The sequence below is a fragment of the Companilactobacillus tucceti DSM 20183 genome, from assembly GCF_001434665.1.
Taxonomy (GTDB): Bacteria; Bacillota; Bacilli; order Lactobacillales; family Lactobacillaceae; genus Companilactobacillus; species Companilactobacillus tucceti.
Genome location: NZ_AZDG01000017.1, coordinates 19,518 through 43,609, shown reverse-complemented (window position 1 = coordinate 43,609; position 24,092 = coordinate 19,518). Strand labels below are relative to the sequence as shown.

Sequence of the window (24,092 nt, the reverse complement as noted above, 5' to 3'; positions counted from 1 at the left end):
AAAGATTTTTATTATATAATTAACCATATGTAACTTTTTAAAGGGGTTTATTTAAAAGTGAAAAATTTATGGAATAGCATTGTTGAAAGCTTTAAAAGTATTAAAAGCTGGTCCGACTTTGCTACAAGAGCCAACTTAACAATAGAAGTTATTCGCAGAATTATCCTCTATTCTTTGGCTGGTATTTTAATTCTCATGGGATTAACGATAGGACTAGGTATTGGATATGTTTCTGCACTAACTAGTCAAGTTCAAGTCCCAACAAAATATGAAATGCGTTCGCAATTAAAAGACGTTAATAATTCTGCAACACTATACTTCTCAAATGGCGAAAAGGTTGAAAATCTTCAAAGAGACCTCACTGGTAAAAGTATAACTTTGTCAGAGATGTCGCCATATTTAAAAAAGGCAATTGTCTCTACTGAAGATAGTGACTTTTATCGTCACAATGGTGTCGTTCCAAAATCAATTGTTCGTGCCATAATTTCTGATATTACAGGAATTGGTGCTCAAACTGGTGGTTCTACATTGACGCAACAGACAGTCAAAATGCAGTTACTATCATCAGAAACAACTTGGAAACGTAAAGCTGTAGAAATTTTTCTAGCTATGCGTGTGGACAAATACTTCACGAAAAATGAAATTTTAGAAGACTATTTGAATGCAGCTACCTTTGGTCGTAATAATAAGGGTCAAAACATTCAAGGTGTTCAAGCAGCAGCTCAAGGCTTATTTGGTAAAAGTGCCAAGGACCTTAATTTAGCTGAATCAGCTTTCATTGCTGGATTACCACAAAGTCCTTCTATTTACACTCCATACGATGTAAAAGGGAAACTAAAAGACGATTACAGTTTAGGAATAAAGCGTAAAAATATCGTTTTGTTCAGAATGTATCGTGATGATTCGATCACCAAGTCACAATACGATCAAGCTAGAAAGTTTGACTTAGCATCTGACTTCCAAAAACCTGCTAAAGCTAGCTCAAAGAAAATCAAATATGGTTATCTATATAACACTTTGACTGCTCAGGCTAGAACCATCTTGATCAAACGTTTGGCTAAAAACGATGGTCTTAAATATAGTGACCTTAAAAAAGATAAAGCATTATATGAAAAATACTACACTCAAGCTGATACTGAACTTCACAGTAAGAACTATAAAATCCACAGTACAATCAATAAGGATCTATACGTTGCTATGAACCAACAAGTTCAACAATATAAGGGTAACTTTGGTACGACTCATACCGACAATACCAAAGATCCAAACACTGGTAAGTCAATCAAGGTCTCTGAGCCTGTTCAAAATGGTTCAGTCCTCTTGGATAATAAAACTGGCCAAGTCCTAGCTTTTGTTGGTGGTGTTAACTTTAAGAAATCACAACTAAATCATGCCTTTGATACACAAAGATCACCTGGTTCATCTATAAAACCTTTAATTACTTTTGGACCAGCTATCGAAAATGGTTTAATTGGTTCTCAAACAATGCTTGCTGACTTTAAGACTAAATATAAGGGCTACTCACCAACTGATTATGGAGAAACTATTCAAAATAGGTTCATATCAGCTCGTGAATCACTAGAGGAATCATATAACATCCCTGCTGTTAACTTATACAATTACCTTCAATCTAAAGGTGTCAGCTCAAAATCATACATGTCAAAAATGGGAATCCATTTAAGTGACAATGAATATAGACAACTTGGTATCACTCTTGGTGGTACTAACAAAGGTGTTACTGTCTTACAACAAGCAAGTGCCTTTTCTACTTTTGCTAATAAAGGTGTCCATGTTGATCCATACGTCGTTAAAGACGTCACTGAACCATCTGGAAAGAAAATATATAAGCATAAAGCCTCGAAGACTCGTGTATTTACTAAACAAACTTCATATATTATTAAAAATATGCTTCACGGGGTCGTTACAAAAGGTACTGCATCTGCCCTTTCATATGAAGCAAACTTTAGTACTAAGAATTTATTTGGTAAAACTGGTACTTCAAATGATTATCGTGATAATTGGTTCGTTGGTAGTACCGATGGTGTCACTATGGCATCTTGGATTGGTTATGATAATTTCTATGGTAATAATTACAACTTGGAAACTAATTCCACTCTTACTAACCAAGAAATTTGGGCAAACATGGCTAACGCTGTTTACAAAGAAGATCCTAATGTCATGAATATTCATAAGAAATTCAACAAACCAGAAGGCGTTGATTCGTACAAGGTTGATAAAGAAACTGGTACGATGCCAGGTACTGTCGAATACAACGGTATGACTGCTAAAGTTAACCAACACCTTACAACTTCTCTATATTACAAAGGTAAACCTAGTGATATGTCTTACTCTGACTTTGGTATTGGTGGTAAGGATAAGAACTATAAACTATTCTGGGATCATTACTTTGGCAAGAATAATAGTTACGGTGTTGTAAAACAACTTGGCGATTCAAGTAAATCAACCGATGAATTAGCATCAGAAAATGGTAGCGGACGTACATCTGGATTTAGTAATAGTTCTAATGACAATGATTCATCAGATGTTACGACAAATAATTCTACTTCTACAAGTAATTCAAGAAATACTAACTCAACGACAAATAATGGAACATCAGAAACCGGAACGGGAAGTTCTGGATCTGGTAGTGGCAGTGACAACAGTACTAGCGTTACTGACGAATCATCAACAGGTTCAAATGGATCTACAGGTGGTAGCTCTACAGAAACTGGTATCGTTGATCCGACAACTGAATAAATCAAAAATGGACCATCGATTAAATCGGTGGTCCATTTCTTTCACTTCAAAACAATGATAGAATTAGATGGTTATTAATAAAGGAGTATATTTATGTATTTCAGTCCAGTATTTTTACAAAACACTCTATACGTAGTGGCGGTTCTATTGATTGCCTTTATGGTCGGTGTTTTTATTTACAAGAAAAAGAATAATCTAAAAATCATCGATAAGCCGTTCGTACTCGCCTGTATCGTTTTATTGAATACCCTTTACTCTTTACTTACAGGTATTGTAAATCTACCATATGAGCTAAATGCTGTTGTAACCGGAGGCTTAACATTAGTTACCTTTGGTTACATAATTGTCATCATTTGGGATTTTCATAAAGAAAACATTAAAGAAAAGAAATAGATTATTTAATCTTTAAAATAATATGAAAAAAAGATCTCAACGACAAGAATCGTTGAGATCTTTTTACTAACACTTATAGTTTGTTTCACTAATTATCTTGTTGATTCACGTTTTACAATACTATATGGTAACTTAATAGTATTTTCATCAATTTGTTCTTGATTCATCATCTTAGTCAACAAGCGCATAGCAACCGCACCAATATCATAAAGTGGTTCTTCAATAGAACTCATCTTTGGACGAGTTACCTCACAGAGGATCGTATCATTACTTGTAATGATTTCAAAATCATCAGGAATCTTAACACCAGCTTTTACAGCTGAATTCAATAATCCAGAAGCAAGTAAATCTTCTGTAACATAAGCAGCTGTAGCTCCACTATTCTTAACTGCATCCCACATAGCTTCTCCAGCACGAACTGAATACTCAGCTTCAAATACTAAGTTAGAAGAGAAGTTGATATGTGCTTTCTTTAGAGCACGTTTATAACCATCTAGTCTAAACTTTCCATCAATTGGGTTTTCAAGACTTCCACCAACAAAGGCAATTTTCTTATGTCCATTTTGGACTAATTGATTTACAACACTACATACGGCATCTGTAAAATCGATATTTACACTAGCAGCTTCATTATTCTTATCAACAGAACCTGCCAAAACGATTGGTGTCTTTGAATTTGATAATGTACGCTTTAATTTCTTTGATAATTGCTTACCCATGTAAATCAACCCATCAACTTGCTTTGAAAGTAAGTTATTTAAGATTTGCTCTTCATCACCTACAGATTCTTGAATGCTTGTTAAAATAATGTTGTATTTGTACATTGATGCAACATCATCAATTCCTTTTGCAAGCGAAGCATAGTAAAGATCAGTAATATCAGGTAAAATAACACCTATGGTTGTACTCTTCTTACTTGCTAACCCACGAGCAACTGCATTAGGACGGTAATTTAGACGATCAATAACCTCAAGTACCCTTTTACGTGTTTCTTCCTTGACGTTAGCATTACCGTTAACAACTCTAGAAATAGTTGCCATAGATACGTTAGCTGCCTCAGCTACATCGTATATAGTTACTACTTTTTTTTCCATTTTTATATTCACTCTCTCAAATTTTCATTTAGATAACTTTAATTTATCAGAAAATAACTCCGGTTGCAAGCGTTTACCACATTAATATGACAAGTTTTCATAATTTTTCAATAAGAAAACTGTATTTTCAGTGTTATACTCATAAATAGATTTTGATTTAAAAAGGGAGTGTTGGAAATGAAGAAACAACTATTAGATTTACAAGAATACTTAGCTAAAAAGGATATTGACATTGCATATATCTCAAATCCTACTGATATTCAATATTTTACAGGTTTTTATAGCGAACCCGCAGAAAGAATCCTCGCACTACTAGTTTTCCCAAATAAAGATCCATTCCTATTTGCCCCTCAACTAGAAGTTGAATCTGCTAAAAAAGCCGGATGGGATAAAGATGTATTTGGTTATTTAGATCATGAAAAACCTTTTGATCTAATTGCTGGACATATCAAAGATGTAACGGCTGATCCATTACACTGGGCCATTGAAAAAGATGATCTCTCTGTTGATAAATTTGAAGCTATCAGAGAACAATTTCCTAATGCTGACTTCCTTGAAAACTTATCTCGTTACATGGAAAATGCTAAGTTGATCAAAACTGATGATGAAATTAAAGAATTGATTGCTGCAGGTAAAGAGGCCGACTATGCTTTTTCAGTTGCCTTTAATGCAATTAAGGAAGGACGTACTGAACAAGACGTCGTAGCTGAAATTGAATACGCTATGATGAAAAAAGGTGTCATGCACATGAGCTTTGACACGATAGTTCAAGCTGGTGCTAATGCTGCCAATCCACATGGGGCTGCTGAAAAGAACTTACTTAAGAAAAATGAATTGATTTTGTTTGATTTAGGAACTATTCATAATGGATATATTAGTGATGCTTCAAGAACTGTTGCCTTTGGTAAACCTGATGAAAAGTCACTTGATATTTATAAAGTAGACTTAGAAGCACAATATGCTGCTATGGATGCTGCTAAACCCGGTATTACAGCAGCTGAACTTGATAAAGTTGCACGTGACGTTATCACAAAGGCTGGTTATGGTGAATACTTTATTCATAGATTAGGTCATGGTATGGGTCAATCTGAACACGAATTCCCTTCAATCATGGAAGGAAATGACATGGTTCTTAAACCTGGTATGTGCTTCTCTATTGAACCTGGAATTTACATTCCTAATGTTGCCGGTGTTCGTATTGAAGACTGTGTATACATCACAGAAGATGGTTGCAAGCCATTCACACATACAAGTAAAGAATTAACTTACATTGAAGGATAGTATTTAAATTATAGATATTACATCAAAAATAAAAGGGCTGTGACACAACTATTTTATGTCGCTTAAGCCAAATAAATAGGCAATCCAAAATTTGGATTGCCTGTTTATTTACTTAATGCTCGAAAGCTGAACATGTGTCGTCACGCTCTTTATTTCTTATACCCTAAACGTGTAAAAAAAGGCTACAACCTCCATATAGCTACGAACCACAAACGATTGATAGTTCCAATCATTCGTGGCTCTAGGCTATATTCCTGTGGCAAACCGCCTTTTTTCACACTCTCTATTTCTTAATATCATCCTCATCAAAAACGATATTCGATTCTTTATCATCGATTTGATCGGCTGTATCTAACATTTGTTTTTTTAGTTCATCAGTTTTCTCGTTAAATGAATTCACTAACTTGGCATCAGCAAGTCCAACGCCACCGTTATTAAAGTCACCACGAATAGTTTTTACACTTTCCAACAACTTTTGTCCTGATTCACTAGTTAAATATTTAGAGGTAGCATATCCAACGATGCTACCAAACGCTAATCCCAAAGCAAATTTATTTTTCATAATTAGTCTTTCTTCTTTCTTGGCACAAACTTGGCAACTGACTTAACAATTGAAGCTGCACTAGCAAGATTCATCAAACTATGAATTCCAAATCCAGAATTTGGCTTTTCAGCTGTGGCATTAGCGGCCTTTTGACCTAAATTTTCAACTGTATCAAAAAGCGGATTTAGCTTTTCAGATTTAGAATTAACATCATCCATCAAAGTATTTGTCTTATCAACCAATTGACTACTTTGTTGCATCAATTCATCAGTATTCTTTGAAAGTACTTCAACCATCTTAGTTGTTTCTTGCATTGTAGATTGTAATTCTTTAAGTAGCTTAGCTGTTTGAATCAAAGTAATAGCCAAGTAAACAACCAAAGCAACGAAAGCAACTGCTGCAATTAATCCTGCAATTTGTCCACCTGTCATATCAAATTCCTCCTAAATTTTAATAGCAATTTAATATTAGCATTATCGCGGTATTACAGCAATCAATTACCAATTAATCCAGCTTGGCCATTCGTTTTCTAATTTTCTAATTGCACGTCCTCTATGACTGATCTCATTTTTTTGATCAAGTGTCAATTCCGCCATTGTTTTCTTCAAATCTGGTAAATAAAATAGTGGATCATAGCCAAATCCATTATTCCCTTGTGGAAAATTAGCAATCTGGCCTTTCACTTCCCCCTCAACGACTAAATCTTCATCATTATTAGGATTAGCAAATACTAAAGTAGTCACGAATCTGGCTGTTCTCTTTTCTTCAGGTACTCCACCTAATTCCGCCAATAATTTAGCATTGTTAGCAGCATCATTATGATCACCTGCATATCTTGCAGAATATATACCCGGTTGTCCAAATAATGCATCTACTTCAAGTCCTGAGTCATCAGCAATAGTTGGCAGTTTATACTTCTCCATAACTGTATGAGCCTTGATTTGAGCATTTTCTTTAAAACTTTCACCAGTTTCTCTTATTTCAGGTACATCAGTTAAATCCAAAAGTGTCTTTAATTCAATTTCTGTTTCATCAAATATTCTGCGAAATTCTTTAGCTTTATTAGGGTTACTCGTAGCAATTATAATTTTTTTCATTGTTATTTCTCCACATTTACTAAACTTATTTCATCAATATCCACTTCTAACCAGCGTTTTGCAAGGCGTTTAAAATCATCTATATTTCCTGTTGCATGTAATTCAATTTTAGATCCCTTAGTATCTGTGAGCATTCCATTTTCTTTTAAGAATTTTTTGGTGATCGTAACAGTGGCGATACCTGAGTCAACCAATTTTACATTTGGTAAAAATTTTTGAATCTGATTTCTCAACATTGGAAAATGTGTACATCCTAAAACTAATGTATCGTAATCACTATCTTTATAAGGACTTAGCGTTTTAGCAATATTATCTTTAGCCATATCTGTATTAATAGCATCTTTTTCAACGATAGTAACAAAATCTTGGGCAGCGATTCCTAAGACGTTGATTTCATTATCTAAGCTCTCAATCGCTGTACTGTAGCTCTTAGCCTTAATTGTGGCTTCAGTACCAATAACACCAACATTTTTAGTTTTGGTAACTTGAGTGGCAGAAATAGCTCCTGGCTCAATTACACCAATCATTGGAATCGAAAATTCTTTTCTTAGGGCAGGTAAAGCGTTAGCAGTGGCCGTATTGCAAGCGTAAATTATGGCTTTAACATTTTGACTTATTAAGTATTGAACTAATTGTCTTGTACAATTAATGATTTCTTCTTTAGTCTTAATACCATAAGGCATTCTCGCTTCGTCTCCGATAAAAACAATATCTTCATCTGGTAATTGACGAATAACTTCTTTAGTTACAGTTAAGCCACCTAAACCTGAATCTAATAATCCTATTGGTCTGTTGTCGCTCATAATACACCTCTATAATTTATTTTCACTTTAATGATTTAATTGTATATTTACTCAAATAATTTGGTCTATCTGTTACAATCACTTAAAAAGCGACTATCCTAATGATATAATAAATTGTCTAAAAAAAGGAGTTAAAATAATGGCCGCAAAATCAAAAAAAACAGATACAAAGTTAACTGAATACGACATCCCTGATGTTCTCAAAGAAAACGAAAATGGCGACGACGAAAAGTTAACCGAAGATTATTTTGCAGTCTCAGTTCTCCGTGACTTTGTTCTTTCAGATCTATTGAAAAAAGATTCTGTAGAAATGCTCTATTGGGCTGGTAAAAATCTCAGTAGAAATTTAGTTTTAGATATGCAAAGTCTTCCTGATTTATTCACTAAAGCTGGTTTTGGTAACTTAAAAATCTCTAAACAAACAAAGACCAGCTATCAATATACTTTAAATGGACCTGAAGTCGAACAACGTTTTAATTTGAACAATGATGATCCTGAATTCTCACTTGAGACAGGAGTAATTGCTGAGACTGTGGAAAAAACGATAGACGCTTATTGTTTGGGAACTTATACAACTAACAGTAAAGCTCAAAGTGTTTCGATTACAATTAAAATCGATCGAAACTAAAGTTTACATCAAAAAAGACAATGAAGCAAAAACGCTTCACTGTCTTTTTTATTTTAGTAATTAATAACAAATGTTTACTGCATCACCAGTCAAATATGTATTATACTTATTTCCATCATTAGGTTGACTATTAACTCTGACATTAAACAATGCATCGTACTTTCCACTATTCATATCAGCATATGCTTGAGCTAAACAGTCATTATATGCCTTCTTGTAATCAGTAATACCTTCACTATTAAGATAAATTTTAGGAGCTTGATATTTGAAGCCTTCAGGAATTGGCCCTTGGCTGACAATATCTTTAACATTACGGAATCGACTGTCAATTTTTGAAGTACCATAATCTTCATCACGTTTGCTGATAGCTTTTTCCACTTCTTTATTAACTTCATCTTTACGATTGTTAATAAGATCAGAAACAACATCATATATTTCTGCTGGATCACCAATACCATCACCGATACAGAATTTATCAATGCTATATGCGATTTCAACTGGGTTATCTTCTGTAAAGGTTACGTTTCTATCTTCCAAGAATCCATAACCAAAAATAGCAATATTAGGTTTCACACTAAAATCATTCATATAAAACTTAATAGGATCACTAACATCGGCCCATACATTCATTACATAGTAATTATTAAAGTAAAACATTAGAACACTACGTTTACCATAATATTTTTCGTCTTTAGTATGGCCAATAACAGCGTCCTTCCAAACAATTTTATCCTCAATATTGCGTTTTTTAAGTGTACGTTCCAATTGTGCAGGAATATTAGCTTGCCATTCAAAAAGATCACTTATAACTTTTTGTTTTAAAGCTTCATTATCGACATTCAAGTAGAAGTTTTCATCAATCTTGTCCATTTATTAACACCCCTTTTATAGATACTTACAGGACCATTATTTAATACGTATCCTATCAAAGTCAACGCATTCCAAAATATTCACAATAGCGTTTTCATAATATATTATGAAAGACTATTTATTATTAATAAACTATATAAAAAGAGCTTTCGCATTGAATTATACAAACGCGAAAGCTCTTTATTTTTAATACTAATCTGTGTAACCATCCAAGATCTTAGCTAATTGAGCTTTACTGTGGAATCCAGTTATCTTTTCAACAACTTCGCCATCTTTTTTGATAACTAATGTTGGAATAGCCATAATTCCATAAGATTCTGGTGTTTTAGGATTAGCGTCTACGTCCATCTTAGTGAACTTAACTGCATCATTTTCCTCTGATAATTCCTCAATTACAGGTGATTGCATACGACATGGACCACACCATGTTGCCCAAAAGTCTGTCAATACAACTCCGTCTTTGGTTTCATCTTGGTAATTTGCATCTGTTACTTCATCAACCATGAAATCACTCCTTTTTAAATCACTGTTATTAAGGTATCACTTTCAGGTAATTCAAGGAAACATTTTGTTTCAAAAAAACTATAAATCTACAATTGTTGCTCCCGAACCACCAGAACTTGCAGGCGCATATCCAAATGACTTAACTCTCGGATTACCTTGCAAATATTTAGTAACACCTTTTCTAATTACTCCCGTACCAAATCCATGAACGATAGTAACTTGATTATAACCTGCTAATAGAGCTTCATCAATATAACTATCTAATTCTGTCATAGCCTCTTCATAACGTTTACCACGAAGATCTAATTTACTTGAAAGACCTGTACTCTTAGTTCTTCTCACCATAGTTGGTTTAGGTTCATCGTTATCCTTAGAAGATTGTACTTTCTCAAGATCATCACTCTTGAATTTCATTTTCAAAATTCCAAGTTGAACTTCATACTCATCATTACGATTTTTTCTTACGATAGTACCAATTTGACCATAAGGTATAGCCTTTACTTCATCGCCAACCTTTAGAGCCTGTTTACGTTTATTTCTACGTAGAACACGATTCTTTTTAACGGTCTCATCTTGATGAAGATTCTTCAACTCTGTTTTGGCACTGATCAATTGATCCTCTTTAACAGCAACACCTTTACGCTCCATTTCGCGCAAATGATCGATGATCTTGTCTGACTTACCTTTAGCTTTAGCCACAATTTGATTAGCACGTACTTTTGCAGCTTGAATTTCACTATCTTTAGAATTTGCTAAAGCTACTTGTTTCTTCTCATAGTCATCTTGAATCTCTTTATTCTTGGCTAATTGCGTATCAAGTTCTTGATTTTTCTTTTCAAATTCCTTACGACGATTCTCAAGATCAGTAATCATATTATTTAAATCTTGGCTTTCCCCACTCATTAAGGATTCACCACGTTCAACAACATCACGATCCATACCAAGTCTGCCAGCAATATTAAAGGCATTACTTGCACCTGGAATACCGATCAAAAGACGGTATGTTGGTTTAAGAGACTTATCGTCAAATTCCATACTGGCATTAATAGTATCCTTTGTATTATAAGCAAAGATCTTCAATTCTGGATAATGTGTTGTAGCCATGATCATACAATTTGATTTAGCAAGTTTCTCTAAAATCGCAATGGCTATTGAAGCTCCTTCTTGAGGATCAGTACCAGCACCTAATTCATCAATTAAAACTAAACTATTTTGAGAAACTTTATGAATAATATTAATAATATTATCCATATGTGATGAAAATGTACTTAAGTTTTGTTCAATTGATTGTTCATCACCAATATCAACAAAAATTTCATCGAAAACAGCGACTTCACTTTCTTCGTGGGCTGGAATAAATAATCCAGCTTGTGCCATTGCTTGAATCAATCCCAACGTTTTCATGGTAATAGTTTTACCACCAGTATTAGGACCAGTTATCAACATTGTTTGATAATCGTCACCAATTTTAATATCGTTTGCTACTACTCGTTTAGGGTCAATTAAAGGATGTTTGGCATCTTTAAGATCGACAACTCTTTCTTTTGAAATCAATGGCTCAGTACCTTTGATCTCTTTAGCATACTTAGCCTTAGCATTAATTAGATCAAACTGTGCTAAAACATCGTTATTCTTAACAATATCGTCAATTTCTGGCCGTACTAAATCAGATAGTTCATTTAAGATTCTTATCTCTTCAAGTTTTTCAGATGTTTGATCATCATGAAGCTGATTATTAAGACCTACAACCGCTTGAGGTTCAATGTAAAGAGTTTGTCCACTGGCACTTTGATCGTGGACGACGCCCCCAAATTTAGCTCTGTATTCAGTTTTAACTGGAACAACAAATCGATCATCACGTAAAGTAACGATAGATTCAGTTAAATATTTCGTGTTTTTACCACGAGTAAACTGTTCCATCGCATGTCTTATTTGATCATTTAAACGCTCAATATGTTCTCTAATGTATTTCAAATCAGGTGAAGCAGCATTTAAAACACGACCACTTTCATCTAAAGATTTATTGATTCTAGTCGTCAAACTAGGATTATCGATCAAATCATCATTCAAATCGTATAACTGTCTAAGGTCAATTGCATCATCATGCAGACCTTCAAAAAATTCTTTTAATTCACTAGTATTTTTTAGAACTTGACCAATTGCTGCAAGCTCTGTTCCGTTTAAATTACCATCTTTTTTTAGACGATTAGCTTGATCATTTAAATCGGCTAATTTTCTAACAGGTATTTCACCCTTTAGACGGACAATATCCATTCCATCTTTCGTTTGATCTATCAATCTTTGAACAATTGATTCAACTGACATAGGCATTAATTTTTTCAATAATGCATGTCCACGAGAGGTAATAAGAAACTTCCCTATTTCAGCTTTTATCTTGTCAAATTCTAAAACATTTAATGCTTTATTATTCATTTAATCTCCTCTTAACAAATAAGACTGAAACAATATAATTGTCCCAGCCTTATTTTTTATAAACCACTTATCAAAAGCGTTGTTAACGCGTGAGTCAATATTGGAGTACTTCTGATCATTGCCGATGCAACAAATGAATGTTGCAATGCATTTTGAATACCAGCAACCGGGATCATGGCCATAATCAAAAGTATCAAAAAGACCATTACATAGTTGACTACTAGTCCTAGTATTCCTCCACTTAAAAGATTTACATCATTATACATTGGAAAATACGTTAAACGTTTAAAGTATAATCCAATAAATCTCATGATGATCCATCCAACAAAGCATACGAAAAGAAAGGCAAATGCACGATAAAATGCGTCGTCTAATTCCATTCCAACTTTTGTAGAAAAGAATGCAAATTCACTTCCTAGATTGGCGGAAGGATATGGTATTAACATTTCAAATTTTGGTCCTAAAGCTCTAGCTGATACCCATGCTATTCCAAAGAATATTGTATATCCAACTGTATAAAAAGCTTGCATCATCAAGCCGCGTCGTGCTCCGACGTAGAAGCCATAGACTAAACATAAAACAATTAAAAGACTCAGCATTATATCCCCTTTGATTCTGTATCACTCAAGTTTTGCATAAATGCGGGACAAGAGATAAAAATTCACTCTTGTCCCGCCTTTATCAGTTATTCACCTTGTTCGTCGTCTTCAGTGAAAGTATTAAGCACTTCTTGAACCATATCCCATTCTTGTTCATCTTCAATAGGATTTAATTCTCCTGCATCAACATCCCCATTTTCATCGGGTGTAAATGAGAAAGCTTGTACTTCAATTTCATCTGAATCTTCTGCATTTTTAGGATACAAGAAGACATATGATTTACCGTAATCTTCTGAATCAAAAGTAAAGAGGATCTTGTAAACTTCCTTGTTTCCTTTATCATCACTTAAAATTACTTCATCCAAATCTTTTGGTGACTGTGGATTTTCACTCATATTTTCACCTATTTTCGTGTTAATTTACCTTTCGCATCTAAATAATTTTGTAAAATCATTTCAGCTGCAATTTTATCAATAACTTTTTTACGTTTTTTACGTGAGACATTAGCTTCATCGACCAACATGCGTTCAGCTTGAACGGTTGTTAACCTTTCGTCAATAAAATCAACTGGTAAATTAAATCTTTCTTTTACCATATCGCCGTACTCACGAGATTTTTCAACCCTTGGTCCTTCAGTATTATTCATATTTTTAGGTAAGCCGATGACAATTCCTGTCGCCTGTTTATCTTTAATAATTTCTGACAATCTATCTAAGCCAAATTCCCCATCATCTTCATTGATACGAATAATTTCTACACCTTGAGCTGTCCAGCCCAATAAGTCACTAGCAGCCACTCCGACAGTTTTTGAGCCAACATCTAATCCTAATAACCGCATTATTTACTTTGACCGAGATAACTTTTAACTAGTTCTTCGATTATCTCGTCCCTTTCATGCTTTAAAATTAGATTTCTAGCATCATTATGTCTTGGAATATAAGCTGGATCCCCTGATAACAAGTATCCGACTATTTGATTTATAGGATTATATCCCTTTTCTTCTAAAGATTGGTAGACACTTTGAAGAGTATCTTTTACATCTTTGCCTTTATTCTCATTAAAGTCAAAACTCATTGTTTTATCAAGTGAACTCATGGCAAACCTCCATATAACATTATTTAAATGGCTGAAAAAATCTTACTTCAATTATAGCCCACTTTAATAAGATTTAATAACATCTTTAGCCATTTGTAACGCATTTGTTAAACCAGCAGGGTTTTTACCACCAGCTTGTGCCATATCTGGACGACCACCGCCGCCACCTTGAATCTCTTTAGCAATCTTCTTGATCACATCACCGGCTTTTACACCTTTATCTTGAGCATCCTTATTTACAGCAACAACTAAGCTGGCTTTCTTATCTGCACTAGCGCCTAATACCAAAATATCAGAATTTTTATCATTCTTCCATTTATCAGCTAATTGTCTTAGTGCAGACATGTCTGCTGGAACTATATCTGCAATAACCTTGAATCCGTTGATATCTTCAACATGATCAAAAATCTCATTTGATTTTTGACTAGTAAGTTGAGTCTTAAGATTTTGATTATCACGTTTTAATGCTTTATTATCATCGATCAATTGAGTTGCACGTTGAGGTACATCTTTCAATTGATTTACTTTCATTGTACTTGCTGTTTCTTGCAATAGCTGTAATTGTGTATTGAGATACTTGAAAGCTTCTTCACCAGTTACTGCTTCAACTCTTCTAATACCAGAACCAATGGCTGATTCAGAAGTTATCTTAAATAGTCCCAATTCTGATGTATTTCTTGCGTGTGTTCCACCACAGAACTCAACTGAATAATCATCAATTTCAACAACACGTACTAAATCACCATACTTTTCACTAAATAAGGCGATAGCACCCTTCTTTTTCTTAGCTTCTTCAATAGGAAGAACTTCTGTTTTAACAGGAATAGCTTGCCAGATTTTCTTATTGACAATTGTTTCCAATTGACTGATTTGTTCATCTGTTAATGCAGTATTACTATTAAAATCAAATCTCAAATAATCAGGTTCAACTAGTGATCCAGCTTGATGAGTTCTTGGTCCTACGACATCACGTAAAGCTTGATCTAATAAGTGAGTAGCTGTGTGATTATGACGAACTTTTTCACGGAAATCAACATCGATCTTCAATTCATATTCGTTATCTGTTTTCAACTCATTGAAAACATTAACTAAATGAATATTTTGACCATTTGGAGCATGTTGTACATCGACAACTTCGGCAACTTGGTTACCATTATTATCATAAATTCCACCAATATCAGCTACTTGTCCACCCATTTCGGCATAAAATGGTGTCTTATCAAAAACAAGTTGTGCTTTACCGTCAGAAACGGTCGAAACTTCTTTATCTTCAGAAACAATATCTTTCAATGTGGCTTTAATTTCATTATGGTCATATCCAACGAATTCACTCTTAGTCTTAATTTCCATCAAGGTTTCATCTTGCATTCCCATAGATTGCAAATTACCACGAGCGTTACGAGCACGTTGTTTCTGAGCTTCCATATTTTCCTTGAAACCATCTTCGTCAACATCTAAGCCTTCATCATGAGCATATTCACGAGTCATTTCCAATGGGAAACCATAAGTATCATAAAGTTTGAAAGCAGATGCTCCGTCGATCATCTTTTCATCTTTTTTATGAAGTTCAGCAATAACACCGTTCAATAATGTTAAACCATCGTTCAATGTATCGGAGAAACGTTTTTCTTCTTGTTGAATGGTTTTAGCAATGAATTCTTGTTGTTGACTAACTTCTGGATAGTAACTTTCCATAATTTTACCAACTGTTGGCACTAGTTTGTAAAGAAATGGTCCATCGATACCGATTTTCTTTCCATTTAAAACGGCACGTCTGATCAAACGTCTAATAACATATCCTCGTCCTTCATTTGAAGGCAAAGCTCCGTCACCGACAGCAAACGAAACAGTTCTAGCATGATCAGCGATGATTTTAAATGATACATCATCTTCATCATTTTTACCATATTTACGATTGTCACTTAATTCTTCAGCTTGTTCGATAATAGGTTTAAATAAGTCAGTTTCAAAGTTAGTTTTTGTTCCTTGAATAATAGAAACTAAACGTTCTAGTCCCATCCCCGTATCAATGTTTTTATGTGGTTGTTCAACATATTTACCATTTGGCAAATGATTTAATTCTGAGAAAACAATATTCCAAACTTCCAAATATCTCTCATTTTCTCCACCAGGATAATTCTCAGGATCATCTTCTGACAAGTTATTAAAACTTTGTCCACGATCATAAAATACTTCTGAGTCAGGACCACAAGGACCTTCACCAATATCCCAAAAGTTATCTTCTTCTTTAATTATATGATCTGGTAAGATTCCCACTTCAGCCCAGATCTTTTGAGTCTCTGTATCTTTTGGATAAGTAGTTACATATAGCTTTTCAACATCCATTCCGATCCAGTCAGGACTTGTTAAGAATTCAAAAGCCCAAGGAATGGCATCTTTTTTAAAATAATCACCGACTGAAAAGTTACCAAGCATTTCAAAGAATGTTTGATGACGAGCAGTTTTACCAACATTTTCAATATCGTTTGTTCTGATACATTTTTGGGCATTAGTAATTCTAGGGTTCTTAGGAATCACTGTTCCATCGAAATACTTCTTCAATGTTGCAACTCCAGAGTTGACCCATAGTAAAGTCGGATCATTGACTGGTACTAAAGATGCACTAGGTTCAATGGTATGACCTTTTGTTTGGAAAAAATCCAAAAACATTTTTCTTATTTCTGCACTAGATAAATTTTTCATTTTATCTCCCCTAAATAAATGATTTCTTAATAAGACTGCTCAAAAAAAATAAAAACCGTTGCAATTTCAAGGACGCCACTGCGCGGTACCACCTTGTTTGCAACGATTTTTCGTTAGCCTCTCAAAAAGTTATATTAAATTAACATTTTGGTAGCATCTAAATAATTAGTTGTCTAGGCGTTCTCACCAAATAGCCTTCTCTTTTGACACTTATCATTTGATATATCCAATGAAAATATTAACTACCAGGCCAAAAAAAGTCAATATTTAAATATTACTTACCATTCTTACGTCTTGCATCGCGTTGTTTACGCATTTCTTGACGATTTTTGATTTTTCTTTGTTGACGTTTTTCAGTTGAGATTGCTTGTTTGATCTTCTTCTTATAACCAGGCTTTCTCTTAACTTTTTGTTTCTTAACAAAACCGACTAATTTAGTATCAAGTTTTTCTTGTGTAGCATGACGGTCATTACGACGATCACGATCATATCCATCAACTATTTCGCCATTTTTTAATTCCTTAGGCTTGAATTTAATACCTAAGTGCTCAATATCGGCAACCTTATGTTCTTCACCAGGTGCATATAGTGTTATTGCAGTACCTGACATTTTATTACGTCCGGTTCTACCAACACGATGGATAAAGAATTCTAGGTCATCAGGTATTTCAGCATTAATAACATGAGAAACACCATTAATATCAATACCTCTAGCAGCTAGGTCAGTTGCGACAACGAATTGATATTCCATATTTTCAACTTGCTTCATAACTCGTTTTCTCTCACGAGGAGTTAATCCACCATGAATACGGGCAACCTTAAGTCCTTTGGCTTTAAGATATTCGTAGATCTCATCAACAGTCTTCTTAGTATTAGCAAAAATCAAAGCCATATATGGTGAACCAAGAGTCATTAATTGATAAATCAATTCTTTTTTATCACGGCCGTGAGTAAACATTAGCCAGTTATCAACGTTTTTAGCAATAACTGATGAATTCTTCAATTCAATTCTCTTTGGACCTCTCATATATTTCTTCAAGAAAGGCTCCAATTTTTGTGGAATTGTAGCTGAGAATACAAGCATTTCGTGATTATCTGGCATCTTCGCAGCAATATGATCAATATCATTTAAGAATCCCATGTCTAAAGTCATATCAGCTTCATCGACTACAAAACGCTCAACGTTTTCAACATGCAAATCATTTTCTCTGATCAAATCCCACAATCTACCAGGTGTACCAATAGCTATTTGTGGTTGATGAGCACTTAATTTTCTTTTTTGACGTTCACGATCAGCACCACCAACAAAGATAAACGCATTATATTCTTCAGGATAGTTCTTCAAAATATTTTGTGTATCTTCATATATTTGGTAAGCCAACTCACGACTAGGTGTTGCAATCAATGCCTGCACATTTTGATTCTTGGTAATGGCATTTAAAATCGGTAATAAGAAGGCATGAGTTTTACCCGAACCTGTTTCTGATTGAACGATAATATCTTTTTTCTTATTCACTAATGAGATAACAGCTTCTTGAACTGGGGTTGGCTCATCAAAATGAATTTCTTTCAATGATTTATTGATAGCATCATTGAAGTTATACTGTGAAAATTTTGTCATTTATTCACCCTTTTTAAAATCAGTTACGATTTTAATTAATTTATTATACATTTGGTCTACTTCTTCTAAATCCTTTGCATTTGCACCACTAGCTAAAGGATGTCCGCCGCCATCATGTTCTTTAGCTAATTCATTAATAACTGGACCTTTTGAACGAAGATGAATTCTATAAGTATCATCATGTTTTTGGACGGCTTCTAGCCAAGCAAAGACCTCGCCTAATCGTCCTGGTGTTGATACAACAGAATTTGCTTGTTCTTGATTAATACCTAACTTATTCATCAAATCGTCATCAATTACAGCCATTGCAGCACCAGACTCATCAACCTTTAAACGATCAAATAATTCACCTTGCAATTTAGCTTGTTGCAAAGTAATTTCATTCATTTTTTGATTGATACCTGCTGCATCAATGCCAAGAGCCAAAAATCTACCAGCCACGCACATCGTATGTTCAGTAGTAGATGGGTACATGAAACGACCTGTATCTCCGACAATTCCAGCATATAAATAGTAGGCAGCTTCTTTAGTTAAAGTCAAATCATCGCAGTCCTCAATAAAATCAGCAATGATTTCTGAACTAGAACTAGCATCTGTATTTACATATAGTTGATCACCATATGCTTCATCATTTGGATGATGGTCAATTTTGATCAGGAAATCTCCTTGGTCATATCGATCGTCATCAACTCTTGGTGTATTAGCTGTATCTGTCGTAATTACTAAAGCACCCTTAAAATCATCATTTTTAATATGATCCATTGTGGATAACCATTTTAATCCCTCAGCGTTTTGTCCACCGATCAAAATAGTTTTTTGTGGAAAGGCTGCTTGCAAAGTCAGTGCCAATCCCTTTTGAGACCCCAAAGCATCGGGATCTGGATTTTGATGACGTAAAATGATAATTCTATCATACTTTTTGATTGTTTCAATTATATCTGCAAACTTATTCATTAGTGCCTCCGTCTTTAAATAACTTTAATGAAACCTCTTGATACGATAATGGATCAAGATTAGTCACGGTTATCCCCAATAACCGGATTTTTTGATCACTTACCTTTAATTTATCATAAATTCCCTTAGCAACTCGATAAATTTCATCTGAATTTTGCACATAATCTTGAAAACTCATTCTTTTAGTTATCGTTTCAAATTCAGAATTACGCAATTTTAATACGATTGTTTTACCGTGTTGTCTTTGTTTCTTTAAATCTTTACTAACAAGATCGGCCAAAAAATGCAATTCTTGTTCTACCTGTTTATCCAAAACCAAATTCATATTATAGGTTCGTTCACGACCAATAGATTTTCTCAACCGATGATTATTAACTGGTGAGTCATCAATGCCATGAACTCTGCGAAACATAACATATCCTAGTTTACCAAAGGTTTTCAAGAAGATATCTTGATCCAGGTTTTGAAGATCTTCTCCAGTATATACATCCATATCGTGCAATTTCTTTTGCATGGCTTTACCGATACCATTAAATTTTTCAATCGGAATTGGTTTCAAAAAATCTTCAGCATACTCACCCAAAATAATGGTTCTACCAAATGGTTTACGATAATCAGATGCCATTTTGGCTAAAAATTTATTATATGATATTCCAACTGAACAAGTTAACCTAGTTTCTTTAATAATACGCTGTTGAATATAATTAGCTATTTTCACCGTATTGTTTTCATCGAGTTTATTTTTAGTAACATCCAAATATGCCTCATCCAGTGCGACGGATTGATAAACGTCAGTCACATCAGCAAAAATACCGTGAATATAATTTGAAACCTTACGATATAATTCAAAATTTGGAGGTGCAATTACCAACTTTTCCCGTGGTATTAATTCAACTGCTTGTTGAGCAGGCATAGCTGAATGAACACCATATTTTCTAGCATTGTAATTAGCAGTCGTTACTACTCCATGGTGATGATTTTTACGAGGATCTTGTGCCACTATCAGGCATTTTTTCTTGTAATATGGATGTTCTCTTTCTTCTACAGACGCAAAAAAAGCATCCATATCAACATGGATAATTTTTCTACTTTCTTCAATTCTAATTGGTATTTTTAAAAATCCGATTACAAACACCGCCTTAATTCCAGATCCAAGAATTACCATCCTTTTCCAAAAGTGTATCGGCAGTATCTGGACCCATAGTGTTACTTAGATAGTTAGGAAATTTAGGACTTTCTTCATCCCATTGTTTTCTAATTACATCAATATATTTCCAAGTACTCTTCAATTCTTCCCAAAGTGTAAAGTTAGCTTTATCACCAGCAAGAATATCAATAATCAAACTTTCATAAGCTTCACGTGCGTTATCAAAAATTTCAGGATCTTCAGGATATTTGATCAAATTTTGTTTAACTTCTCGATAATCGATTCCATTGATCAAAATACTGCTTCCTTCATCAGGCTCAATAAACAATGTAACAATTGTATTTGCTCTGATACCAAGGTCAGCCACCTTTTCATTGAACACTATATCAATTCTAGAAGACTTTTTAGGCATCCTTTTACCCGAACGAACGTAAAATGGAACATTGCTCCAACGTTCATTATCAAATTCAATTTTACCAGCAGCAAATGTCTCTATATTTGAATCTTCTTCAACCTTGTCTTCTTTTCGATAAGGATTTAATTTACCCATTTCATCTGTATCATATTGTCCACGAACAAATTTCTTAGAAACTTCATCTGGAGTAAGATCTTTCAAACTAGCAAATAATTTTTCTTTAATATCATGAATTGATTTAGCATCCATAACATCAGGCTCATCCATAGCGACAACACCTAAAATTTGCATAATATGATTTTGGACCATATCACGAAGTGCACCAGCAGTTTCGTAGTATCCACCACGATCTTCAACTCCAAGTGATTCACCTAAAGTTACTTGAATATTGGATACATATTTATTATTCAAAATTTCATCAAATTTAGGATTTTTCTTTCGTAAATTTGGAATTTCTTGGACCATCTTTTTACCCAAGTAATGATCGATTCGATAAATTTCTTCCTCAGTAAATGCCTTAGAGAGAGCATCGTTTAAATCACAAGCACTATTTAGATCTCTTCCAAAGGGTTTTTCAATAACAAGACGATTATAGCCATCTGTTTTCAATCCTTCTGATTTGATATGGGCTGCAACAGTTCCAAAGAATCTAGGAGCAATCGCCATATAATAAACTCGATTATGTTCAGTATCAAAACGATCATCAAGTTTACTTGCCAATTGTTTCAAAGCAATATAATGATCAGAATCGTTTACATCGTGAGATTGATAGTAGAAATGCATAGCAAAGTTTTCCATCATTCTCTTATCATCGTCAAAATCCTCAAGTGACGTTATTACTGTTTGACGAAAATATTCGTTACTCCATGGGCGTCGAGCTGTACCAATTACTGCAAAGTGATCTTTTAACATGCCGGCTTTAAACAAGCGATACAAAGCTGGATATAATTTACGATGTGCTAGATCACCAGAACCACCAAAAATTATAAATACTGCTGACTTTTCTGTAGCCATTCTTTAAACTCCCTTTGATAAATCGTCTAATTTCCATTAATAAAACATATAATTCTATTTTACACTACACATAAAAAAACATCTTCATTATTGTCTCTAATACAAATAACATTCTAAACCTTAGACCTTACTATAAGGCAAGTAAAACGCTAAAAAAAAGATTGAAACCTAAGTTTCAATCTTAAAAAAGTTATTTATCTTCTTTTGTTTCGTCAGCGTTAGTATCATCACTACTGTCTTCTTTAGAATCAGTTGTTTCTGATTTTTCTTCTGACTTTGTTTCAGTTTCTTTTGTCTCTTTTGCTGCTTCTTCTTTTGCCGGTTCAGCTTTTTCAGCTGGTTTAGCAACTGTTTCAGTAGCAGGAGTTGTTTGACGAATGAATTTCAAATCAAATGTTAAGTAAATGCCATCACAATCAACTACAACTTCTTCTGATTCACGGTTGATCGAATGGATCTTACCTTTGATACCACCAAGTGTAACAACGCTATCTCCGGCACTCATTGCCTTTAGCATTTCTTGACGTTTTTGTTGTTGTTTCTTTTGAGGACGAACTGACATGAAGTACATTACCACAACCATAAGAATGATAATGATAAAGAAACTATATGATGATAATCCACCAGCTGCAGCGCCCAATGTTAAAATATTCAAATTTTCCACCTCTTAATAATTACTTTCCTTATTATAGAATAACAAAGATTGACACACCTAGCCACTACGTGGCTTTTTTTATTAAAAAAAAATTAGAAATTACGGGCATTTTCTTTATTCAAGCCATATTCTTCAAAGACATGTTCACGAAATTCAATCAAATTATCATCTTTGATAGCTTGGCGAACACCCTTCATTAGGTTAAGCAAGTAATAAAGATTATGATAACTAGTCAAATGTGTACCAAATAACTCATTTGCATTGATCAAATGACGGATGTAAGCACGACTATAGTTACGACAAACATAGCAGTCACAATTTTCATCCAAAGGTCTGAAATCACGAGCATATTTAGCATTTTTAACTACTAAACGACCCTTAGTTGTCATGCATGTACCATTTCTAGCAATTCTAGTTGGTAGTACACAATCAAACATATCGATACCACGGATGACACCATCAATCAAAGCATCAGTTGATCCCACTCCCATCAAGTAACGAGGCTTGTTCTCAGGTAATAATGGTGTTGTAAAATCAAGAACATTATTCATTTCTTCCTTAGATTCACCAACAGATAAACCACCAATTGAATAACCCGGAAAATCCATACTAACAAGGTCATGTGCACTTTGTTTTCTAAGATCTTCAAAGCCGGCACCTTGAACGATACCAAATAAGGCTTGCCAATCAGGATTTCTGTGAGCTTCTAATCCACGCTCTGCCCAACGACTAGTTCTGGCAACTGATTTTTTAATGTAATCATAGCTTTCAAAGAATGGAGGACATTCATCCAAACTCATCATAATATCTGGGCCTAAATAATTTTCAATTTTAATAGCCTTTTCAGGTGATAAAAATTCACGACGTCCATTTAGATGATTTCTAAAATGAACTCCAGCTTCAGTAATATCACGTGTATTAGCCAATGAAAAAACTTGAAAGCCACCTGAATCAGTCAAAATTCCCTTATCCCAATTCATGAACTTATGTAGTCCGCCGGCCTCTTTAACAATATCTTCACCAGGTCTTAACCATAAATGATATGTATTGGCCAAAATAATTGAAGCACCAATTTTATCTAAATCTTCCGGAGCCATGTTTTTAACTGAAGCTTCAGTTCCAACAGGCATAAACATAGGTGTTTCGAATGTTCCATGTGGTGTTTCCAATAAACCTAAACGTGCGCCAGTGTGTTTTTCTTTTTTTAGTAATGTATATTTAACAGCTGGTTCCATATATTCTCCTTTTATGTTTTGTTACTTTTTAAATCTGAAACTAACAAGTAAGTCATCTGACTGAAAGTAATTATTCTGCTTTATTGCTGAAACGAGCAAATCAAGACATCTCCTTGATTACTTACGTATTATGCAATTAGTTATCTTGTTGCTCTTTTTAAATAATTATTCTGCTTTATTGCTGAAACGAGCAAATCAAACCAACTCCCTGCGCTTACTACGGATATAAGATGTGTCGCTTTGCGACGCA

Annotated in this window: 23 protein-coding genes; 4 read left to right on the top strand and 19 right to left on the bottom strand. The window is 34.2% G+C overall.

Translation table 11 applies throughout. The features are described from left to right. Positions 1–57: 57 nt before the first annotated feature. Together FC72_RS07970 and FC72_RS07965 are read left to right on the top strand one after the other, a co-directional pair. Positions 58–2,757 (top strand): transglycosylase domain-containing protein, encoded by a 2,700-nt coding sequence (locus FC72_RS07970; protein ID WP_057766556.1) that lies wholly within the window; start codon positions 58–60, stop codon positions 2,755–2,757. 93 nt (positions 2,758–2,850) lie between these two features. After that, positions 2,851–3,150 (top strand): hypothetical protein, encoded by a 300-nt coding sequence (locus FC72_RS07965; protein WP_057766554.1) that lies wholly within the window; start codon positions 2,851–2,853, stop codon positions 3,148–3,150. A 92-nt stretch (positions 3,151–3,242) separates the two neighbouring features. On the opposite strand, the gene ccpA is transcribed toward FC72_RS07965, so the two are convergent. Beyond that, complete coding sequence (gene ccpA, locus FC72_RS07960; RefSeq protein ID WP_057766552.1) at positions 3,243–4,244, bottom strand: catabolite control protein A; 1,002 nt, start codon at positions 4,242–4,244, stop codon at positions 3,243–3,245. A gap of 177 nt (positions 4,245–4,421) precedes the next feature. Here ccpA and FC72_RS07955 point away from each other — a divergent pair, with 177 nt between their 5' ends. After that, entirely contained in the window at positions 4,422–5,525 is a 1,104-nt protein-coding gene (locus tag FC72_RS07955) for a M24 family metallopeptidase (protein ID WP_057766550.1), read from the top strand. A 283-nt stretch (positions 5,526–5,808) separates the two neighbouring features. Here FC72_RS07955 and FC72_RS07950 read toward each other — a convergent pair whose 3' ends face one another. The 4 genes from FC72_RS07950 to murI all read right to left on the bottom strand — a co-directional run bounded on the left by FC72_RS07950 (position 5,809) and on the right by murI (position 7,969). Next, positions 5,809–6,087, bottom strand: coding sequence for a hypothetical protein (locus FC72_RS07950; RefSeq protein ID WP_057766548.1), 279 nt, complete (start codon positions 6,085–6,087; stop codon positions 5,809–5,811). A gap of 2 nt (positions 6,088–6,089) precedes the next feature. Then, a complete protein-coding gene (locus FC72_RS07945; RefSeq protein WP_057766547.1) occupies positions 6,090–6,500 on the bottom strand; it encodes a DUF948 domain-containing protein in 411 nt (136 codons plus the stop codon). Between the two features lie 66 nt (positions 6,501–6,566). After that, on the bottom strand, positions 6,567–7,166 hold the full coding sequence (locus FC72_RS07940) for an XTP/dITP diphosphatase (RefSeq protein ID WP_057766545.1): 600 nt from the start codon (positions 7,164–7,166) through the stop codon (positions 6,567–6,569). Positions 7,167–7,168: 2 nt separating this feature from the next. Continuing rightward, positions 7,169–7,969: a glutamate racemase gene (gene murI / locus FC72_RS07935; RefSeq protein ID WP_057766543.1), complete on the bottom strand. Its 801-nt coding sequence runs from the start codon at positions 7,967–7,969 to the stop codon at positions 7,169–7,171. A gap of 139 nt (positions 7,970–8,108) precedes the next feature. Here murI and FC72_RS07930 point away from each other — a divergent pair, with 139 nt between their 5' ends. Next, positions 8,109–8,597, top strand: coding sequence for a DUF2507 domain-containing protein (locus FC72_RS07930; protein ID WP_057766541.1), 489 nt, complete (start codon positions 8,109–8,111; stop codon positions 8,595–8,597). Positions 8,598–8,657: 60 nt separating this feature from the next. Here the strand turns inward: FC72_RS07930 and FC72_RS07925 are convergent, their stop codons facing one another. From FC72_RS07925 to tgt, 14 genes are all read right to left on the bottom strand, one after another. Further along, complete coding sequence (locus tag FC72_RS07925; RefSeq protein ID WP_057766539.1) at positions 8,658–9,467, bottom strand: hypothetical protein; 810 nt, start codon at positions 9,465–9,467, stop codon at positions 8,658–8,660. A 192-nt stretch (positions 9,468–9,659) separates the two neighbouring features. Then, positions 9,660–9,971: a thioredoxin gene (gene trxA / locus FC72_RS07920; protein ID WP_057766537.1), complete on the bottom strand. Its 312-nt coding sequence runs from the start codon at positions 9,969–9,971 to the stop codon at positions 9,660–9,662. A gap of 78 nt (positions 9,972–10,049) precedes the next feature. Further along, the gene (locus FC72_RS07915) at positions 10,050–12,404 is read right to left on the bottom strand and encodes an endonuclease MutS2 (protein ID WP_057766535.1); all 2,355 of its coding nucleotides are present in this window, start codon (positions 12,402–12,404) and stop codon (positions 10,050–10,052) included. Positions 12,405–12,460: 56 nt separating this feature from the next. Then, a complete protein-coding gene (locus FC72_RS07910) occupies positions 12,461–13,003 on the bottom strand; it encodes a CvpA family protein (protein WP_057766533.1) in 543 nt (180 codons plus the stop codon). A gap of 86 nt (positions 13,004–13,089) precedes the next feature. After that, the gene (locus FC72_RS07905; protein ID WP_057766532.1) at positions 13,090–13,398 is read right to left on the bottom strand and encodes a DUF1292 domain-containing protein; all 309 of its coding nucleotides are present in this window, start codon (positions 13,396–13,398) and stop codon (positions 13,090–13,092) included. 8 nt (positions 13,399–13,406) lie between these two features. Next, positions 13,407–13,841, bottom strand: a complete 435-nt coding sequence (ruvX, locus tag FC72_RS07900) for a Holliday junction resolvase RuvX (RefSeq protein WP_057766530.1) — start codon at positions 13,839–13,841, stop codon at positions 13,407–13,409. After that, the gene (locus FC72_RS07895; protein ID WP_057766528.1) at positions 13,841–14,098 is read right to left on the bottom strand and encodes an IreB family regulatory phosphoprotein; all 258 of its coding nucleotides are present in this window, start codon (positions 14,096–14,098) and stop codon (positions 13,841–13,843) included. The genes ruvX and FC72_RS07895 overlap by 1 nt, the downstream gene beginning before the upstream one ends. Before the next feature lie 63 nt (positions 14,099–14,161). Further along, positions 14,162–16,801, bottom strand: a complete 2,640-nt coding sequence (gene alaS / locus FC72_RS07890; RefSeq protein ID WP_057766526.1) for an alanine--tRNA ligase — start codon at positions 16,799–16,801, stop codon at positions 14,162–14,164. 274 nt (positions 16,802–17,075) lie between these two features. Further along, a complete protein-coding gene (locus tag FC72_RS07885) occupies positions 17,076–18,422 on the bottom strand; it encodes a DEAD/DEAH box helicase (protein ID WP_057766524.1) in 1,347 nt (448 codons plus the stop codon). Continuing rightward, the gene (locus tag FC72_RS07880) at positions 18,423–19,376 is read right to left on the bottom strand and encodes a DHH family phosphoesterase (protein ID WP_057766523.1); all 954 of its coding nucleotides are present in this window, start codon (positions 19,374–19,376) and stop codon (positions 18,423–18,425) included. After that, positions 19,369–20,541 carry a DNA polymerase IV gene (gene dinB, locus FC72_RS07875; protein ID WP_057766521.1) on the bottom strand — a complete coding sequence of 391 codons (1,173 nt, stop codon included), beginning with the start codon at positions 20,539–20,541 and terminating at the stop codon, positions 19,369–19,371. The genes FC72_RS07880 and dinB overlap by 8 nt, the downstream gene beginning before the upstream one ends. Then, positions 20,516–21,952: a glucose-6-phosphate dehydrogenase gene (gene zwf / locus FC72_RS07870; protein ID WP_057766519.1), complete on the bottom strand. Its 1,437-nt coding sequence runs from the start codon at positions 21,950–21,952 to the stop codon at positions 20,516–20,518. Before zwf ends, dinB begins: the two co-directional genes overlap by 26 nt. Before the next feature lie 190 nt (positions 21,953–22,142). Next, positions 22,143–22,607 (bottom strand): preprotein translocase subunit YajC, encoded by a 465-nt coding sequence (yajC, locus tag FC72_RS07865; protein WP_057766517.1) that lies wholly within the window; start codon positions 22,605–22,607, stop codon positions 22,143–22,145. A 92-nt stretch (positions 22,608–22,699) separates the two neighbouring features. Further along, entirely contained in the window at positions 22,700–23,842 is a 1,143-nt protein-coding gene (gene tgt / locus FC72_RS07860; protein WP_057766515.1) for a tRNA guanosine(34) transglycosylase Tgt, read from the bottom strand. Positions 23,843–24,092: the final 250 nt, after the last annotated feature.

Coding starts and splice junctions, on each gene's coding strand:
- FC72_RS07965 (WP_057766554.1), top strand. CDS start 2,851: ATGTATTTCAGTCCAGTATTTTTACAAAACACTCTATACGTAGTGGCG.
- ccpA (WP_057766552.1), bottom strand. CDS start 4,244: ATGGAAAAAAAAGTAGTAACTATATACGATGTAGCTGAGGCAGCTAAC.
- FC72_RS07955 (WP_057766550.1), top strand. CDS start 4,422: ATGAAGAAACAACTATTAGATTTACAAGAATACTTAGCTAAAAAGGAT.
- FC72_RS07950 (WP_057766548.1), bottom strand. CDS start 6,087: ATGAAAAATAAATTTGCTTTGGGATTAGCGTTTGGTAGCATCGTTGGA.
- FC72_RS07945 (WP_057766547.1), bottom strand. CDS start 6,500: ATGACAGGTGGACAAATTGCAGGATTAATTGCAGCAGTTGCTTTCGTT.
- FC72_RS07940 (WP_057766545.1), bottom strand. CDS start 7,166: ATGAAAAAAATTATAATTGCTACGAGTAACCCTAATAAAGCTAAAGAA.
- murI (WP_057766543.1), bottom strand. CDS start 7,969: ATGAGCGACAACAGACCAATAGGATTATTAGATTCAGGTTTAGGTGGC.
- FC72_RS07930 (WP_057766541.1), top strand. CDS start 8,109: ATGGCCGCAAAATCAAAAAAAACAGATACAAAGTTAACTGAATACGAC.
- FC72_RS07925 (WP_057766539.1), bottom strand. CDS start 9,467: ATGGACAAGATTGATGAAAACTTCTACTTGAATGTCGATAATGAAGCT.
- trxA (WP_057766537.1), bottom strand. CDS start 9,971: ATGGTTGATGAAGTAACAGATGCAAATTACCAAGATGAAACCAAAGAC.
- FC72_RS07915 (WP_057766535.1), bottom strand. CDS start 12,404: ATGAATAATAAAGCATTAAATGTTTTAGAATTTGACAAGATAAAAGCT.
- FC72_RS07910 (WP_057766533.1), bottom strand. CDS start 13,003: ATGCTGAGTCTTTTAATTGTTTTATGTTTAGTCTATGGCTTCTACGTC.
- FC72_RS07905 (WP_057766532.1), bottom strand. CDS start 13,398: ATGAGTGAAAATCCACAGTCACCAAAAGATTTGGATGAAGTAATTTTA.
- ruvX (WP_057766530.1), bottom strand. CDS start 13,841: ATGCGGTTATTAGGATTAGATGTTGGCTCAAAAACTGTCGGAGTGGCT.
- FC72_RS07895 (WP_057766528.1), bottom strand. CDS start 14,098: ATGAGTTCACTTGATAAAACAATGAGTTTTGACTTTAATGAGAATAAA.
- alaS (WP_057766526.1), bottom strand. CDS start 16,801: ATGAAAAATTTATCTAGTGCAGAAATAAGAAAAATGTTTTTGGATTTT.
- FC72_RS07885 (WP_057766524.1), bottom strand. CDS start 18,422: ATGACAAAATTTTCACAGTATAACTTCAATGATGCTATCAATAAATCA.
- FC72_RS07880 (WP_057766523.1), bottom strand. CDS start 19,376: ATGAATAAGTTTGCAGATATAATTGAAACAATCAAAAAGTATGATAGA.
- dinB (WP_057766521.1), bottom strand. CDS start 20,541: ATGGTAATTCTTGGATCTGGAATTAAGGCGGTGTTTGTAATCGGATTT.
- zwf (WP_057766519.1), bottom strand. CDS start 21,952: ATGGCTACAGAAAAGTCAGCAGTATTTATAATTTTTGGTGGTTCTGGT.
- tgt (WP_057766515.1), bottom strand. CDS start 23,842: ATGGAACCAGCTGTTAAATATACATTACTAAAAAAAGAAAAACACACT.